The 17,304-nt window shown below is 52.5% G+C and carries 16 protein-coding genes and 1 pseudogene; 10 read left to right on the top strand and 7 right to left on the bottom strand.

The features are described 5' to 3' along the window. Positions 1-28 precede the first annotated feature (28 nt). The gene (locus GT019_RS13835) at positions 29-328 is read left to right on the top strand and encodes a hypothetical protein (RefSeq protein WP_161743764.1); all 300 of its coding nucleotides are present in this window, start codon (positions 29-31) and stop codon (positions 326-328) included. Positions 329-466: 138 nt separating this feature from the next. On the opposite strand, the gene GT019_RS13840 is transcribed toward GT019_RS13835, so the two are convergent. Next, positions 467-1,078: a TetR/AcrR family transcriptional regulator gene (locus GT019_RS13840; protein WP_161743765.1), complete on the bottom strand. Its 612-nt coding sequence runs from the start codon at positions 1,076-1,078 to the stop codon at positions 467-469. A 143-nt stretch (positions 1,079-1,221) separates the two neighbouring features. Here GT019_RS13840 and GT019_RS13845 point away from each other — a divergent pair, with 143 nt between their 5' ends. Continuing rightward, positions 1,222-2,082, top strand: coding sequence for an NADPH-dependent F420 reductase (locus GT019_RS13845; protein WP_161743766.1), 861 nt, complete (start codon positions 1,222-1,224; stop codon positions 2,080-2,082). 129 nt (positions 2,083-2,211) lie between these two features. Here the strand turns inward: GT019_RS13845 and arsC are convergent, their stop codons facing one another. The 5 genes and pseudogenes from arsC to GT019_RS13870 all read right to left on the bottom strand — a co-directional run bounded on the left by arsC (position 2,212) and on the right by GT019_RS13870 (position 6,341). Further along, the gene (gene arsC, locus GT019_RS13850; protein WP_161743767.1) at positions 2,212-2,637 is read right to left on the bottom strand and encodes an arsenate reductase (thioredoxin); all 426 of its coding nucleotides are present in this window, start codon (positions 2,635-2,637) and stop codon (positions 2,212-2,214) included. 43 nt (positions 2,638-2,680) lie between these two features. Further along, positions 2,681-3,973: an arsenic transporter gene (locus tag GT019_RS13855; RefSeq protein WP_161743768.1), complete on the bottom strand. Its 1,293-nt coding sequence runs from the start codon at positions 3,971-3,973 to the stop codon at positions 2,681-2,683. A 13-nt stretch (positions 3,974-3,986) separates the two neighbouring features. Next, the gene (locus GT019_RS13860) at positions 3,987-4,301 is read right to left on the bottom strand and encodes an ArsR/SmtB family transcription factor (protein ID WP_161743769.1); all 315 of its coding nucleotides are present in this window, start codon (positions 4,299-4,301) and stop codon (positions 3,987-3,989) included. Between the two features lie 211 nt (positions 4,302-4,512). Next, a pseudogene (locus GT019_RS13865) lies at positions 4,513-5,846 on the bottom strand (FAD-binding oxidoreductase). 93 nt (positions 5,847-5,939) lie between these two features. Beyond that, positions 5,940-6,341, bottom strand: coding sequence for a VOC family protein (locus GT019_RS13870; protein WP_161743770.1), 402 nt, complete (start codon positions 6,339-6,341; stop codon positions 5,940-5,942). A gap of 179 nt (positions 6,342-6,520) precedes the next feature. Here GT019_RS13870 and GT019_RS13875 point away from each other — a divergent pair, with 179 nt between their 5' ends. The 3 genes from GT019_RS13875 to GT019_RS13885 all read left to right on the top strand — a co-directional run bounded on the left by GT019_RS13875 (position 6,521) and on the right by GT019_RS13885 (position 9,491). Then, a complete protein-coding gene (locus tag GT019_RS13875) occupies positions 6,521-7,117 on the top strand; it encodes a TetR/AcrR family transcriptional regulator (RefSeq protein ID WP_161743771.1) in 597 nt (198 codons plus the stop codon). 136 nt (positions 7,118-7,253) lie between these two features. After that, complete coding sequence (locus GT019_RS13880) at positions 7,254-7,400, top strand: hypothetical protein (RefSeq protein WP_161743772.1); 147 nt, start codon at positions 7,254-7,256, stop codon at positions 7,398-7,400. 159 nt (positions 7,401-7,559) lie between these two features. Beyond that, positions 7,560-9,491 (top strand): fructose-1,6-bisphosphatase, encoded by a 1,932-nt coding sequence (locus GT019_RS13885; RefSeq protein ID WP_161743773.1) that lies wholly within the window; start codon positions 7,560-7,562, stop codon positions 9,489-9,491. 209 nt (positions 9,492-9,700) lie between these two features. Here the strand turns inward: GT019_RS13885 and GT019_RS13890 are convergent, their stop codons facing one another. Then, positions 9,701-10,093 (bottom strand): hypothetical protein, encoded by a 393-nt coding sequence (locus tag GT019_RS13890; protein ID WP_161743774.1) that lies wholly within the window; start codon positions 10,091-10,093, stop codon positions 9,701-9,703. Positions 10,094-10,307: 214 nt separating this feature from the next. Here GT019_RS13890 and GT019_RS13895 point away from each other — a divergent pair, with 214 nt between their 5' ends. The 5 genes from GT019_RS13895 (at position 10,308) to GT019_RS13915 (ending at position 17,300) form a co-directional block, all read left to right on the top strand. Then, complete coding sequence (locus tag GT019_RS13895; RefSeq protein WP_161743775.1) at positions 10,308-11,495, top strand: epoxide hydrolase family protein; 1,188 nt, start codon at positions 10,308-10,310, stop codon at positions 11,493-11,495. Between the two features lie 136 nt (positions 11,496-11,631). Continuing rightward, on the top strand, positions 11,632-12,150 hold the full coding sequence (locus GT019_RS13900) for an NAD(P)H-binding protein (RefSeq protein WP_161743776.1): 519 nt from the start codon (positions 11,632-11,634) through the stop codon (positions 12,148-12,150). A gap of 123 nt (positions 12,151-12,273) precedes the next feature. Then, on the top strand, positions 12,274-15,381 hold the full coding sequence (locus GT019_RS13905; RefSeq protein WP_161743777.1) for an efflux RND transporter permease subunit: 3,108 nt from the start codon (positions 12,274-12,276) through the stop codon (positions 15,379-15,381). Positions 15,382-15,420: 39 nt separating this feature from the next. Beyond that, the gene (locus GT019_RS13910; RefSeq protein WP_161743778.1) at positions 15,421-16,722 is read left to right on the top strand and encodes a VTT domain-containing protein; all 1,302 of its coding nucleotides are present in this window, start codon (positions 15,421-15,423) and stop codon (positions 16,720-16,722) included. A gap of 44 nt (positions 16,723-16,766) precedes the next feature. Next, complete coding sequence (locus GT019_RS13915; RefSeq protein ID WP_328803961.1) at positions 16,767-17,300, top strand: RNA polymerase sigma factor; 534 nt, start codon at positions 16,767-16,769, stop codon at positions 17,298-17,300. Positions 17,301-17,304: the final 4 nt, after the last annotated feature.

The raw sequence follows: 17,304 nt of genomic DNA on the forward strand, positions 1-17,304 counted from the left end.
ACAAGCCCCTGACAGGCAGGTGCCGGTTTTGTTTGCGCGGATAGAAATCGCGGTCTGCATTGCTCGTAAGCTAAATGCTCTTAGATCGTACAAGGGCGGTGGACTTGCTTTGGATGACGGAAACAAGAATGACGAGCTCGATGCATACGCCTCGCTGGAAGGCTTGGTATCCAAGCATCGCGATATCGCGCATATTCATATCGATGGACATTTCGCGGAACTTCGGCAGGGCAGCGACTATGTACTAAAGCCGGGTCAACTCATTGAAGCCGCCGTTCATTCGCTTGACGAACGCGGGTTAATGAAAGCGAATGGTCGATACTCGTAGTGGCCAGGAATAAGTATGGGTTGGAAAAAGGCTGGACCAAGGCGCATGAGACGCCTTGGTCCATTTTTTATCAGTGGCGCCAATGAACTCATTAACGCAAGCGAGTCCGTGATCCATCAGCGATGTCTTATTGTGTAATCAATCTCGCAGACCTTTGATCAGCGCGTCCACGTATTTTTCGCTTTCTTTGCCGATGTCGTAGTCGGCTTCGGAAAGACACCACGTGATGCAGGCGCCTGTCAAGAAAGAGTAAACATAATTCACGATTTCTTCGGTGGATAGATCTTTTCTGAATACGGACTGCGATCTTCCCTCGTCGATCGTGTCGAATAACAACTCCTGTTTGATGCAGTCCGAAAAGAACGAGCCTTCGCTTGATTTAAGGGAGAGGTAGACGATATAAGTGAGCTTGGTAAGTTCCTCGCCGACGATGACGGGAAATTCAAGCGCGACCATGATAAACGTTTTAAGTTTGTCGGCGGGAGAAGCCTCTTTATTCTCCCGGATGTACGTTCCGAAATTCTCTTCCATATATTCGGACATATCGTCCCGGTACAATTTTTTGACGATGTCCTCTTTGGACTTATAGTAGATATAGAATGTCCCTTTGGAAATCTCGCATTTCTCGCAAATTTCATCGACCGTAACGTTGTTATATCCCTTGGAGAGGATGAGCTCTTTCGCGACTGCGAATATTTTTTTCTTTGTCGCTTTTCCTTTCAATTGCCGGCTCGTTTCTTTTTTGAGCATCCCAATTCACCCCACGCTTAAACTATAACGCATGTTCGGGGATTTGACAAAATAAATATGACCGTAGTATGATGACTTCAGTCAATGACTACGGTCATATTTGACTAACAGCACAAAAAACCTAAGAAAGAAGGTCGTTCAATATGAAAATTTCCATTGTCGGAACGGGGAATGTCGGAGGAAGCCTAGCCCGGATTTTCACGCGAAAAGGCCATGCGGTTACGATCGCCAATTCAAGTCAATCCCCGGCGCTGCACCAATTAGCCAAGGAGATTGGCGCAACGCCTGCAACGGTCCAGGATGCAGCTAAAGGGGCCGACGTCATTATTATCGCTATTCCTACGAAAGCAATTCCCGATTTGCCCGCGACATTCCTCGATCAAATCGCTCCGGGAGCGGTTGTGATCGATGCCGGCAATTATTATCCTTTGCACCGCGACGGCGCAATCGAGCCCATCGAGAACGGTTTGCCCGAGAGCCGCTGGGTCGAGCAGCAAATCAAGCATCCGGTCATCAAAACGTTCAATGCCACGAACTGGTATAACCTGACCGAGGAAATTCAATCGGGACTGACTCGCCGCTTTGCTTTGCCCGTGTCCGGCGATGACGCTGCGGCGAAGGCAATCGTATCCCAGTTGGTAGCCGAGGCAGGCTTCGATCCCGTAGATGCAGGCGGGCTTGACGAATCCTGGCGCCAGCAGCCCGGATCGCCTGCTTATTGCACGGATCTTGGCGCCGAAGACCTGCGTAAAGCGCTATCCCAAGCAACCCAGGAGCGGAAACCGGAATCGTCGGGCGTCCGCGCGAGCGAAGAAGAACTGAAAGCGGCAAGGGAGATGTCGATCGCGTTTTTCAAGAGCTTCGACGACGCGATTCAAGTTCTGGCGGAATCGAACAAATGGTCCAATGCAGCTGCAACGAAGGGAATCGTCGATCAATTTATGTCGGGCAAAAACCCGGGAGAAATTCTGGCCCACGTATTCGAGCATAAACGATTGGCCTAAGCAAGGTTGGGGAATCACGCTAACCGCATGCAGAAAAGCGCAACTGGCGAATAAAGCCGTTGCGCTTTTTGCTGCCTATATGGATAGTTGGCGAAGGTCAGGTACATGCGTTGACCGTTGAAGTCGAGGTTATTCGCCGTGCGTCAAGAATTGTTCGATGCGGGTTTTAATGGCGTCGCGCACGTTCCGGAATCGAGTCATTATCTCTTCTTCCGTCCCGGTCGCTTTGGCGGGATCCTCGAAGCCCCAATGCCATTTGACAACCTTCTTGTTCATGATTACGGGGCAATGCTCGTCGGCATGCCCACAAAGCGTAATGACGTACGTTGCGCGGTTTAACGTCTCCGTATCGATGACATCGGAACTATTGCCGCTGATATCAATGCCGGCTTCATTCATGACCAGAACGGCACGAGGATTCAATCCGTGCGCTTCAAGCCCTGCGCTTTTCACTTCGTATTTGTCGCTTCCGAGGGCGTTCAGGAAGCCGTCGGCGATTTGGCTGCGGCAAGAATTGCCCGTACATAGAAAATAAACAAGCGGTTTGTTGCTCATTTTGAAATGCCCCTTCGCGATTGAAATGTTGGTTTACGAAATATCAGCCTGCGATTATTAGCCAAAGATAAAGTCCGGATAGCGTTATGAACAACACCGGAACCGTTAGAATAATGCCGGTCTTGAAGTAAGCGCCCCAAGAGATCTTCACGCCTTTGCCGGCTAGCACATGCAGCCAGAGCAAGGTGGCGAGCGACCCGATCGGCGTAATCTTGGGACCCAAATCGGATCCGATTACGTTCGCATAGATGAACGCCTCGCGCATGATGCCCGTCGGGTTCGTACCGCGAATGGCCAGCGCATCGATCATGACGGTCGGCATGTTGTTCATGATGGAGGAAAGAAGGGCCGCGATGAAACCGGAACCTACGGTTGCGACGAACAATCCTTGTTCGCCGGTCCATTCGAAGAGCTTGCCCAGCTCATCCGTCAAGCCGGCATTACGAAGACCATAAACGACGACGTACATGCCGATCGAGAAGACAACCACCGTCCACGGTGCGCCTTTCACCAGCTTCCAAGCATGGATTTCTCGGCTCCTCCTGGCAAAGAACATGAACACAAGTGCCGCTGCGCCCGCAAAGACGGATACCGGCACCTCGATAAACTCGCTCGTTAAATACGCGAGGAGAAGGACGGCCAAGATGAACCAAGAGATCTTGAATAATCGCCTATCCTTAATCGCATCGACCGGTTTCTTCAGCTGAGCCAGATTATAATGCTTCGGTATGCTTCTCCGGTAGAAAAGGAAGAGCACGAGCAAGCTGGCCGCGACCGAGAAGAGCGTCGGAACGATCATCCGACTGGCGTACGCCGCAAATCCCACGCCGAAGAAGTCCGAGGACACGATATTCACGAGGTTGCTGACGACGAGCGGAAGCGAAGCGGTATCGGAGATGAAGCCACTTGCCATGATGAAGGGAAGAATCATGCGTTCATCAAACTTCAGCGCCCGGACCATCGCCAGAACGATCGGGGTCAAGATGAGCGCGGCGCCGTCATTTGCGAAGAATGCGGCAACCGCGGCACCGAGCAGGATGACATAGACGAACATGAGATGGCCGTTCCCTTTGGCGAAACGAGCCATGTGAAGCGCTGCCCACTCGAAGAAACCAATCGCATCGAGTATAAGCGAGATCAGAATAACGGCCACGAACGCAAGCGTGGCGTTCCAAACGATTCGGGTAACGTCCCCTACGTCGTGAAAATTGACGACGCCGAAGATCAGAGCGAGGACGGCGCCTCCGCAAGCGGACCAGCCGATGCTGAGGCCTCTCGGCTGCCAGATAACGAATACTAACGTGACAAGAAAAATAATCGACGCAATTGCCGGCATAGTTCCTCCCGAATCAGGTACAGTCTTGTGGTTTCATCGCGTTGATTCGTTCCTCCATGGAAGGAAGGTGATCGATAACCTGCTTCAAATACGGCTTGTCCTCCACGTTCAAGGAATAATACACCCATTGGCTTCTCCGTTCCTCATTGATGAGACCGCCCGTTTTTAGTTTTTTCAAATGCTGGCTGACGTTCGGCTGCGAAGCTTCCAGAAAATCGACGATATCGCAGACGCACATTTCTTTATGGCGGAGCAGCGCCATGATCGTCAATCTGGTCTTATCGGAGAGAAGCTTCAGGGATTCGGACACTTCTTCGATGGCTTGCATATTCGTCTTCGCTCCTTTCCATCCGTTGGCTGTTCGTTATGTATTATACACGTTTGATTATATAAGTAAATCATTATATAAATGCATACTAATGTTCGAAATCGAGATAACATGCGCCTAGATCACGAATGGCTGCTGAAAAATCAGCAGCCATTTTATTCGAGGAGCGGAATCAAATTCCAATCAGTCCAAGCATAACCAACGGAACTAATTATTTGCCTTTGCTTTTGGCTGCCGGCGGGATGCTTTGCGGATTATGAAACACGTTTCCCGGATCGTATTTCGCCTTTACCCGCCGCAGACGAGGGTAGTTCGCGCCGTAATACACCGGTCCGGAATTTTTGATGCCTTGATCCGGAACGTTGATGTAGGACCCTACGATGTAAGGCTGCAGCTTCCTGCGCAAACCGCGCGCGATGGCAATGTTTTTAGCGGCATCCGATTTCTTCACCCATGAGCTGTTCCACTCGACATAAAATTTCGCTTTGCGCCAGTAGAACGCCGTCGCCCGTGGAGCTACGCGACTTACCGCTCCGCCCCAGTTGAGGAAGAAGAAGCCTGCGAATTCGCCTTCGACCTGCTCCAAGAACCGCCGCATGTACTTGATGGCTTTATCCGGGAACGGCCGTCGGCCGTAACCGCTGGAGAATTGGTTGCTTTCCCTTTGCGTAAGGATAGGATCGGGAGGTAGGAGGAAGTCCACGACTTTCGGGTAAGCCAATAAACGAATGAGCTTGCTCGTCGGCGTTCCTACGCCGAGCATGGGTCGCAGCAGGCGAAGCGCCTCCGTTTTCGATCCGAGGAAGAGCCCGTTCATGGTGACGTTGCCGCCTTTTTTCGGACCGATCGAAAATTCGCTGCCCAGCCTCGTATCCACGCATGGCGCCCAACGCTGCCAAGCTTTGAGCAATTCGGGAAACTGCTCCCATGGCCAGGTGATCCGATATACGGTGGCCTTCGCCGGAGCGGCATGCACCTTGAATTTGTATTTGGTGTATACGCCGAAGTTGCCGCCGCCGCCGCCTTTGGTGGCCCACAGGAGATCCGAATTGCGTTTCTTGCTGGCGCGAATGACCCTGCCCTTCGCGTCGACCATCTCGAGCGCGAGCAGATTGTCGCTGACGAGGCCGACCGTCCGTTGAAGCGGTCCGATACCTCCGCCGGCCGTGATGCCGCCGATTCCTACGGAAGGGCTGTCGCCAAACGCGCGATAAAGCCGAGCGGCGCAAGCGTTTTGGCAATTCTGCCCACGGTGTTGCCCGATCCGACGATAGCGGTGCTTTTCTTTCGATTCAGGTTAATTTGCTTCATCTTGCTGACATCGATGACGATGCCGCCGTTGACCTGCGAGAGATTGACTTCGAGCGAGTGTCTTCCGCTTCTCGGCCGAATGGGGACGTTATTCTCGTTGGCCCATCTGATGGCATTGGCTACATCCTGCGTGCGCTTCGCAAACACAAACACTTTAGGGAATTTGTCCGTCTGGGGGTCCCAATTTCTATCGTCATCGAACCGAAAGACGAGTCGCGGGAATTCATTCAAGATTGGGCTCCAGGCGCGAACATCGAAAACGTGCTTCTATCCGCGGTTATTAAAGCTACCAAATAAACGCCGCTCCCTGATAACGAACGACAAGCGTTAATGCCGGCTGAACCGCTCGAGCGCTTCCTCGGTAACCGGAGCGAAGAGGTTGACGAGGTTGCCGTCGGGGTCGCGAAACAGCGCAGAGCGGTTCCCCCATGGCATCGTGGTCGGTTCCTGCACCCAATCGGCGACAAGCGGCTTCAAGCGCGCATACTCGGCATCGACGTCGCGGACGCGAAACTCGATGATGACGGAGCGGTTGTCGGCCGCGCGCGCCGAACCGGCGCCGAACAATTGCACCGTCTGGGAGTGGCCGATCGCCAAGGTGCACGATGGCAGAACGAACTCGGCGAAGACAGGCGCGGGGCGCTTCGCCAAAACGCCCGTGATCTTCTCGTAAAACACGACGAGTCGATCCAAGTCGTCGGTAATCATGCGTACGGAAGCAAAATCCATGAAATATCATCCTTTCAATTTATATAACAATACGATACCGTATCGTATCGTAACATATCGGTCCAAGAAATACAAGCAGGCGTGATCCCGAGCGCCGAGGATGCGCTCATGGTATAATGTGAAAGACTTTTTATCCGAAGGCAACGCATTCAAGTCTACGACTTTTAGTTGAAGGGATGATGGTGACTACGTCTAAGAAATCCGAAAGCATGCCGTCGACCAATATAAATAAACGCGTCGAACGTTCGCGACATGCCGTCCTGACCACCGCGTTCGAACTCCTCGGCGAGGGCGGCGTGGCCAGCTTCTCCGTCGACGAAGTCGCGCGTCGATCCGGGGTCGCGAAGACGACCATCTACCGCCACTGGCCGACGCGCGAAGCACTGGTGATCGACGCCTGTTCACGGATGATCGCCGAGCAGGAGACGCCCGACACCGGCTCGCTCGAAGGTGACGTCACGGCGATCCTGATGGAAATCGCACACCTGCTGCCGACGGCGAATTGGTCCTTCGTCCTGCCGTCTATCGTCGACACGGCCGAGCGCAATCCGGAGTTCGCGGAGATCCACAGTCGGATTCAGCGCGGACATACGGCCCCGCTGCGAGAGGTCCTGCAGCGCGCAATAGGCAGAGGCGATCTGTCGGCAGAAGCCGACGTGTCGACGATCGTCGCGTCCCTGATGGGGCCGCTCTTCTACCGCCGCTGGTTTTCGCGCGAACCGATCGACGACCGGTTCGTCCAAGCGATCATCCGCCGCGTACTCGCTTCGCTTTAGCAGGAGACGCCTACCGCTGCTTGGCCGCACATCGACGGCGAACCGGCATTATGAACGAGGAATCGTTACATAAATTGGCCGATCGCGGAAAAGATACAGATTGGGGTTTCATCATTTGGAGAAAGGGTGATTGCAGATGAACAACGAGGAAATAACGGATCCCGCGCAACATGTTAACCAAGATCGGAAGAAAAACGCTCAAGCGATGAATGAATCAGGCATCGACTTCATCTGGGGCAGCGACCAGGATGAACTCGTCCAGAAGCAGGAGAAAGAGGAATAAACCCCGGGCGAACAGGCTGCGGATGCAAAGCGATGGAACGGCTCCATCGCTTTTTTTGCATTGCGGCGCCGAATGGCGCGATCGGACAGGATAGCGTGGGATATTTTAGTTATAATAGCTGATAGTACGCGTACTTTTCCTTGAAGGGGGATTTCTGTTATGGATGCGCAGTTTCTAGATTTATTGGCCCGGGAATACGATACGGAAGAAAAAGTCGTAACGGAAATCATCAACCTTGAAGCGATCTCCAACCTCCCCAAGGGAACGGAGCATTTTGTCAGCGATTTGCATGGGGAGTTCCAGGCTTTTCAGCATGTACTGCGAAACGGCTCGGGTACCGTAAAGGAGAAAATCAAAGCCTTGTTCCGCGAGGCGTGGACGGAGCATGAGATCAATGATTTTACGGCGTTGGTTTATTATCCGGAAGAAAAAATACAGTTGGTCAAAGCAGAGTTGTGCAATAAACAAGCCTTGAACCGATGGTACAGGCAAACGATTGAACAAATGCTGAAGCTCATCTCCAATGCCTCTTCCAAATATACGCGCGCGAAATTGCGCAAAGCCTTGCCGGAGCAGTTTGTCTATATTATAGAAGAGCTTCTGTACAAGACGGATTCGACCAACAACAAGGACCCTTATTATGAGGAAATCTACCGGCAAATTATTTCCTTGGGCCAGGCGGACAAGCTCCTGATCGGCCTTGCTTATACGACCCAGCGCCTCGTCGTCGACCATCTTCACGTGGTCGGAGACATCTATGACCGCGGGCCGGACCCCGATAAAATCATGGACACGCTGATCAACTACCATTCCGTGGACGTTCAGTGGGGGAACCATGATGTCCTGTGGATCGGCGCCTATGCGGGTTCCTTGGTCTGCCTCGCGAATATCATCCGGATCTGCGCCAGATACGACAATCTGGACATCATCGAAGACGTGTACGGCATCAACCTTCGCCCGTTGTTGAACTTGGCGGAGAAATACTATCGCGACAATCCGGTTTTTAAACCGAAGCTGCAGACCGACCATAACGGTTCGGAGCAGGAAATCCTGCAGATCACCAAAATTCACCAAGCCATTGCCATGATCCAGTTCAAGCTCGAGATCCCGATTATCAAGAGACGCCCTTACTTTAATATGTCCAGCAGGCTGCTGCTGGAGCAGATCGATTACGACAAAAACGAAATCAAGCTCGGCGGGAAAACGTACCCGCTGGAAAATACGTGCTTCGCAACCGTCGACCCGCAGCAGCCCGAACGACTGCTGGAGGAAGAACGTCAGGTGATGGAGAAGCTGCTGTTCTCCGTGCAGCATTCCGAAAAGATGGCCAGACATATGAATTTCCTGATGAAAAAGGGCAGCCTGTATTTAAAATACAACGGGAATTTGTTGTTTCACGGCTGCATTCCGTTGGATGACGAAGGCAACATGGAAGTCATGCAGATTGAAGACAAGACGTATTCGGGCCGCCAGCTGCTCGATGTGTTCGAATATTATTTGCGTTACGCCTTCGCGCATCCGGAAGAAACGGAGGATCTGGCGACGGATATGGTATGGTACATCTGGACGGGGGAATGCTCCTCGCTCTTCGGCAAGCGGGAAATGACCACCTTTGAACGGTACTTCATCCAAGACAAAGAAACCTACAAGGAGCGAAAGAACCCGTATTACCATTTGCGCGAAAACGAGGAGACGTGCCGGAAAATCCTGCTGGAATTCGATATGGATCCGGATCACGGCCATATCATTAACGGCCATACGCCGGTGAAAGAAATTCGCGGCGAGAACCCCGTGAAAGCAAACGGGAAAATGATCGTCATCGACGGCGGTTTTTCCAAAGCTTATCAATCCACGACGGGCATCGCCGGCTATACCTTGTTGTTTAATTCCTTCGGCATGCAGCTCGTCGCCCATCAAAAATTCATTTCAAAAGAAGATGTGTTGTGTAACGGAACGGACGTATTGTCCGTAAAAAGGCTGGTGGACAAGGAACTGGAGCGGAAGCTGGTGCGGGAAACCAATATCGGGGAGAAGCTGCTGCAGAAAATCTCGAATTTGAAGAATCTCCTGGAATATCGCTACATGAAATGAAACTTACGCCCAAAAAGCCGTTAATGAACCAGGTTCATTCACGGCTTTGCTATGTTCGAAGAGTAAAAGGCGGATGCGACGGTGACAGCTTACGAGGAAACCTGGTTGGACAAGCAAGAAAGCGAAATCGCTCTCGGAACAAAAAAATCCCTCGGAACGACGCTGATCAAGTCGTCCCGAGGGAGGTGCGATGGATGTTGACCACAGTCTTACTCTTTATCGATTGACGTGATCGTGTTTTCTTTGTACTGATACTTGATGTTCGTGCCTTTTTCCCAAGCAGATACCTTGTCGGCAATCTCGGCGCTGACCTGGTAGGAAATCGGACCTACGCCGGTTTCGATTTCAACGGTCTTGTCCGCATTGAGGCCGTTGAATACGCCGGATACCTCGGTAGGAGCGTCTTCTTCTGAAACGGTATCGTTTGTAGACGAACCGTTATTCGCGGCAGCCGCGTTGTTGTCGCCGGCGGCGTTAGTCGATGCGTTCACCGCCGCATTGTCGCCGGCATTGTTGTTGCTGCTTCCGCACGCCGTTCCAAGAATAGCCAATGAGAGGATGACAGCAGTGAAGGTCAGGTTTTTGACGAGTTTATTTTTCATGATTTTCACCTCCAGCGAGGTTAAACGCGGCGTATTAGGAAAAGTTTCGCAATTCATTCGTTAATAATTTGTAAATGAATCCAAGGAAGCAGGGGCAAACGGATCGGCTCGCGGGTTCCGTATTCATCGATTTCTATCCGGATATCGGGCATAATTCGGGTTTTACCCTCGTATCAATAGGCAAAAGCTGCCAAGGGTAAAAAGGAGATTGCCGATGAAAGACAATACCGCCGTTCGACCGTTTCGTCCCGGATTCGCTCCGGAGTCGGCGCTTGCCGACCTTCGCCGGCGCGTCGCCGCGACGAGATGGCCCGATAAGGAAACCGCTCCGGCTCAGTCGCAAGGCGTGCCGCTCGAGACGATTCAAACCATCGCGCGCTATTGGGCAACCGCATACGATTGGCGCAAATTCGAAGCATGGCTGAACGCCATCCCGCAATTCGTGACGGAAATCGACGGCTTGGACATTCAATTCATTCACGTGCGTTCGGGTCACGAGGGAGCGATCCCGATGATACTGACGCACGGGTGGTCCGGCTCGATCGTCGAACTGCTGAAAGTCATCGATCCGCTGACCCGGCCGACGGCTTACGGGGCGTCGGCCTCGGACGCGTTCCACGTCGTCATTCCTTCGCTGCCGGGTTACGGCTTCTCCGGCAAGCCGACCAAGCCCGGTTGGAACGTTCCTCGAATCGCCCGGGCCTGGGCGGTGCTGATGAACCGGTTAGGCTACGCGAAATACGCGGCCCAAGGGGGCGATTGGGGCGCGCTCGTCTCGGACACGATGGGGGTGCTGCAGGTTCCGGGATTGTTCGCCATTCACAGCAACATGCCCGGCACGGTGCCTCCCGCCTACGAAACGGCGATCATAAACGGGGAGCCGATGCCGCCCGATCTAACGCAAGAACAGAAGAACGCCTGGATGCAGCTGGATTTCTTCTATCGGCATGTCGGTTACGCCCAGATCATGGGGAGGCGCCCGCAGACGCTGACCGGACTGGCGGATTCGCCGGCGGGTCTCGCGGCATTCAATCTCGATCATGACGCGAAAAGCCTGGAGCTGATATCGGGCGCATTCTTCGGTCATCCCGGGGGCATTTCGCGAGACGATTTCCTCGATAACATCACGCTCTATTGGCTGACGAACACGCCTGTCTCGGCTGCGCGTCTTTATTGGGAAAACAAGCTCCCGTTCTTCTCGGTCAAGGGCGTACATAATATCCCGGTCGCCATCAGCGTCTTTCCCGACGAGCTCTATCAGGCCCCTCTTAGCTGGGCGAAGGAAGCATACCCGAAGCTGTTCTATTACAACCGGGTCGCCAAGGGGGGACACTTCGCCGCGTGGCAGGTGCCGCTGCTGTTCTCCGAGGAGCTCCGCAAGGCGTTCCGTCCGTTTCGTTGACGAGGATCTCGAAGAAGCCCGAATCCGGTTCGGGCTTTTTGTTTTTCTTAGCGCTGATTCGCAGTTCGGAGACTCTTCGCAGCATGCCTGACGATGGTTATTGACCAGTCGTTCCATAATGGTTGTGATAGAAGCCATGAGCAGACCAAGGGAACTCGATTATGCTGCTGCGCTGCATGCCGCAATGGACACTTTTTGGGAGCATGGCTATACCGCTTCCTCGTACGACATTCTATCGAAAGGAACCAAGCTGAAGAAACAAAGCCTGTATGGCGCCTTCGGGGATAAAAAAGCATTGTTCCACAAGTCGTTGTCCTTTGAACAACGCGGAGTATCTGGAACGATTCAGGAATTGCTGAGCCACGGCACGACTGCAGCGGAAAAGCTGCGTTATTGGCAACGGCATTTATTGGCTTCCCATGACAAGCGCAATATCGGCTGCCTGATCACCGGGCGTGCCGCCGTTGAAACCTTACTCAATAAGAACAAGCCCGTACGGGCTCTGGTTCGCGAGGACGACGCGCACGCGGCGGAGCTTCGAGCGCGCGGCGTAGAGATCGCCGTCGGTGACCTCTTGGATTTCGATAGCCTTCGGCGTGCGATCGAAGATCCGTTCGGATACCCCTTGATTCTGCGCCGTTTTTTACACGAATAAAAAAAACTGATTCTAGTTCAAAACGGAAATGCCTTCTGACGGGGGCTTTTTTTTTTGCGACGATGAACAATCCGGCCCAGAACGAAGTCTTTCCCTATATAGACAGGAGAGGAGACTTCAATCATGAAACGATTTATCGAATCAGTGATGCAACGATCGACCATCATTTTAGTGTGCGTCGTCCTTATATTGGGCTGGGGGGCCGTCTCGGCCTTGCAAATGCAAAGAGACTACCTGCCCGGCATCAACAACACCACCTTAATGGTGTCGCTGCGTGCTTCATCTTACCAGGCGGATCAAGTGAAGCATGATATTACCGCACCGCTGGAGGATGCGATCCGCCGGACCGATGGGATAACCGACCTCGAGACTACCTCGTATGACGGCGGGGTCTTGATGAATATCTACTACCCCATGGATTACGATATGAACAAAGCGGAAAGCGCGCTTAATCAGGCATTGAATGGTGCCGTATTGCCCGATGGGGTCAACAAACCTGCCGTAACCCGATTAACGTCGAGCACGTTTCCCATTTTGAGTTACAGCTTAACGGCCAATAGCAGCAAAGTAGACGATCTAACGCTGCAATCCACCTTGCAAACCGATATTGTCAAGCAATTGAAATCCGTACCCGGCGTATCCGATGTCCAAACCGTCGGCGGAGCAGGTCGGGGTTATGTCGTCGTCCTGCGCATGAAAGATCTCGTGGCGCATAACTTGACGCTGGACGATTTCAACAAATCGATTACCGCGGATGTACCTAGCCTGCAAGGGAGCATAGCCAATGTGAAGGCTTCGTTCCCGATCCGGATAGAGGGATGGGATCTCACGGAGAGGCAGCTGAACATGCTGCCGATTACGAACAAAGATGGGAACCGCATCCCTTTGTCTGCCGTTGCCTCGGTTTCTCAATCCCTAACCGATGTGAAAACCGTCTCGAGAACGAATGGTCAAGCAAGCGTCATGATCAATGTGATTAAGACGCCGACCGCAACGATTACGGACGTAGCGAAGCACGTGAAAGAACGCGTAGCAGGCATTTCGGCTGTTCAAAGCGACGACGTCGCGATGACGCTCCAAACCGACCGCGCGCAGGATCTGAACGGTTCCTTGACGGGTCTGGTTCGCGAAGGGTTACTGGGCTGCCTGTTCTCCATGCTCTGCGTGCTGTTCTTCTTCCGAAACGTACGGTCTACGCTATTGATCGCGGTCACGCTGCCGATTTCGCTGCTTGCGACGACGGCGATCTTGAAATCAATGGGGGTCACGCTGAACATCTTGACTGTATCAGGTCTTATCGTCGCGATGGGACGTATCGTCGACGATGCGATCGTTATCTTAGACAATATGTACAGACGCGTACAGGACAACAAGGGGAAACCGGTGTTAGGCGTGTTGTCTGCTTCGGCGGTCGAGATGCTTCCGGCTATTTTTGCTTCTACGGCAACGACGGTAGCCGTGTATGTCCCGATTGCGTTAGTCGGCGGTATCATCGGTGCGTCTTACTCCGGATTTGCCTGGTCGGTCGTCATTGCATTAGCGGTGTCCTTCCTCGTGGCAATGCTCGTCATTCCTGCATTCGCGTTCATGGGATGGAGGGAGCCGAAGGCGAAGGCGGTCACGCTCGAACCGTTCATGAAGCCGCTCCTTCAATCGGCATTGAAACACAAGAAAACCGTCATCAGCCTCTCGCTGATTTTGTTTGTCGCCGCGGGGGTATTCGCGTCGCAGCTTCCATTCAGCCTGCTGCCAAGCACGGCAAGCGGCCAAGTCGCCGTCAAAGTGGAGCTTCCGAAAGGCACGCCGTTGTCCGAGGTGGACAAGGAAGTCAAGGTTGTGGAGAGCGTCCTGCATAGCAATGCCCGAATCGCTTCCTATTCCGCTACATTTGGCTCGACCTTCGCGCCTACGGCAGACGACGTGTTCGACCAGGGCGGAGGTTTCATTCAACAGCCGAACGTGGCGAATTTGTCTATCCAGTTGAAAAACAAAAAGGATGTCAATACCGTCATTCCAGCATTGCAGGCCGATTTGAATCAAGTGGCCAATAATTCGGCGATTACGGTAACCAATCAGAATATCGCCGGCGACGATTCCACGATCACTATCATGTTGACCGGGGCGGATCAACCCACGCTGGAAAACGCAGCGCAGCAGGTCCGCACGAAGCTGGTTGATATCCAAGGCCTAAGCGTGACAGGGAAAACGGATCTTACGAATGGCATACCGAAATATGCGATCACGCTGGATAAAGCTAAGGCGCAGCAATACGGCATCAATCCGGATGACATCAACAAACTGTTGGCGCGTTACACGTCCAAAGCGAAAGACTTCGACATATCAACGTCCTCCGGCGCGATTCCGGTCGACGTGTATATCGATTCCGTCAAGACAGGCGCTTCGAACGATCATTCCGTACCCGTGTATACGCCGGAACAAGTATTGGCCTCGATGGCTGCCGAGACGGTATCCGGAAGCAACGGGCAAACGTATCGCCTGGACCAATTCGCGTCGATTCAGAAAAGCGACGCCGTGTCTTCCATTCAAGAACGCGACGGTCAACCGTTCTCCGTCGTGCAGGTTCAGATCACTTCAAGCGATATGAGCAAAGTGTCGAAAGAAGTCTCGCAATCCTTGAAAGCCATGAAGCTCCCGAACGGAGTCACGTATTCGCTTGGCGGGATTACCCAACAAGTGAGGCAAATGATCATTGAAATTACGATCGCGGTCATGATTTCGATCCTGCTCGTATTGCTTATTACCAGCTTCGTTTTCAAAGGGTGGAAAGCGCCGTTTGCCGTATTGATCAGCATCCCGCTGGCTTTATCGGGCGTCGTGCTCGCGTTGTACGCGATTCATGGCCAATGGAATCTCGCCGCTTTCATCGGCGTATTGATGCTTACGGGAATCGTGGTCACGAACGGCATCGTCCTCATCGATAAAATCGAACGAAACCGCAAAGAAGGCATGGGACTTCGGGAAGCCGTCATGCAAGGCAGTCTCTCCAGGGTTCGTCCGATATTCATGACCGCGGGCACGACCGTTCTGACTTTGATCCCGCTGGCTCTATCGCATAGCTCCGATACCGTCATATCGCAAGTGCTTGGTATCGTGGTCATCGGGGGCATGATCACGTCCACGCTCAACAGCTTCGTCGTGATCCCGATTATCTACGAATGGATGCAAGGCAAGGCTATCGGGAACGCGAATGCCGGAAACCGGATGAACTGATTATTTTGGGAGAAAACTACGGGAACAGGAGGGGTATCGATGTGGGATTGGACGGCTTGGCTCGAACAATACGGATACGGAATGATTGGCTTGGCCGTATGCCTTGAAATACTCGCATTACCTCTTCCTGGCGATGTGATGCTCAGTTATACCGGACTCTACGTGTATGAAGGGAAGATGAACTGGTTCCTCAGTATCCTGTCGGCAGGCGCTGGCGCGGCGGTCAGCATCTCGTTGTCCTATTGGATCGGTTATCGTCTGGGGAAACCTTTCATCGTCAAGTACGGACACCGCATCCACTTGGGCGAGGAACAACTGTCGCGGATTACGGCATGGTTCGAGAAATACGGAGTAAAGTTATTGTTCATCGCTTATTTCATTCCGGGCTTAAAGCATATTATCGGCTATTTTTGCGGAGTCACTCGGATGCCATTCCGGCGCTATGCCGTCTTCGCGTATTCGGGCGGACTTTTCTGGGTCAGTTTATTCATTTCTCTCGGCCGCGTGTTAGGGCCGAAATGGGAAGCTTACCATTCGACGGTCAACCGGTATATGATTATCTTCGGCATTGCCGCTGCCTTGCTGACGCTGGCGATTTATTTTTACCGGAAATACAAACGACGCGTGCTGGCTTCGGTGATGGACTTGCTGATCGACGGCGTTCGCCATTTTAATTCGCTGGGCAAAGTCAGATTCTTGGTTTTGGCTTCATTCGCATTATTGGTAGTGTTCGTCTCGTTGATGCTGGGGATGATTCAGGATTTTCTGGCGCATGAATTCAGTCGATTCGATGAAGTGACCTCTTACGTGATCCTAACGGCATACGGTCCCGAGTGGCATGATCGAATGCAGCTATTCGCGAAGCTGGGAACCATTTACCTTTATGGGCCGCTTATCGTTACGACTTCGATTTGGATTCTGTTCAGAGGCCGCAACAAAGGCTTAGAGCTTTTATTCCTTTGTTGGGTCGTCATTGGCGGGGTATTGCTTGAAGACGGCTTGCGCATGCTGTTTCACCGTGCTGGGCCGGCGGCAGCCGGCATCCAGCTCTCCAATACTTTTCCGAGCGAAGCAACGCTGACCACAATAACGGTATGCGGGTTCTCCGCCTTTTTATTGCTTCGGCATTATAGCGCGAGTTTAATCCGGACGTTTGTTTTCCTATTTGTTATTCTTGTGTGCTTGCTGGTCGGCATTAGCCGCGTTTATTTCAACGTACAATTTCCAAGCGATGTCGCTGCCGGTTACGTATTCGGCGGCGTATGGATAACATTGAACGCCATTCTGCTTGAAGTGCTGAGGAAGCTTCAAGATAACGATGCGGCGATAGTAGCGAATTGACGTGAATCCTCCTGGTTCCGTTTCGGTAGGAGATGAGTGCGCGAGTGGTGGACGAGGAACTGAAGCATGTCATTCATCGGGCCAAACGTGGAGACCGGGAAGCTTTTGCGGATCTAGTCCGACGTTTTAAAGGCCATGTCTATCGATATGCGGCGGGGATGTTAGGCGATCGAATGGATGCGGAAGACGTCTCGCAAGAGGTGTTTATAAAAGCCTATTATTCCTTACCAAGTTTGGATAACGAGTTTGCCTTTTCTTCCTGGATCATTCGGATTGCGGCCAATCTCTGCAAAGACCGATTAAAAAAACGAACGCATGCGCCAGAGCATGGGATGAATGACGAACAAAAAGAGCGAATAGCGGATGAACATGCAGCCGACCCGTTGGAGAAGGTATCGATTGAAGAAGGACTAAGCAGACTATCCGTGGGTCATCGGGAAGTTCTATTATTACATGAAATCCAAGGCTATAATTATGAGGAAATCGCGAAGATGACCGATGTTCCTCTTGGAACGGTGAAGTCAAGGCTGTTTGCAGCCAGGATGAACTTACGGAAAGAATTAAGAAGGGAGGACTGACTGG

The organism is Paenibacillus glycinis (assembly GCF_009909185.1).
GTDB classification, from domain to species: Bacteria; Bacillota; Bacilli; order Paenibacillales; family Paenibacillaceae; genus Paenibacillus_Z; species Paenibacillus_Z glycinis.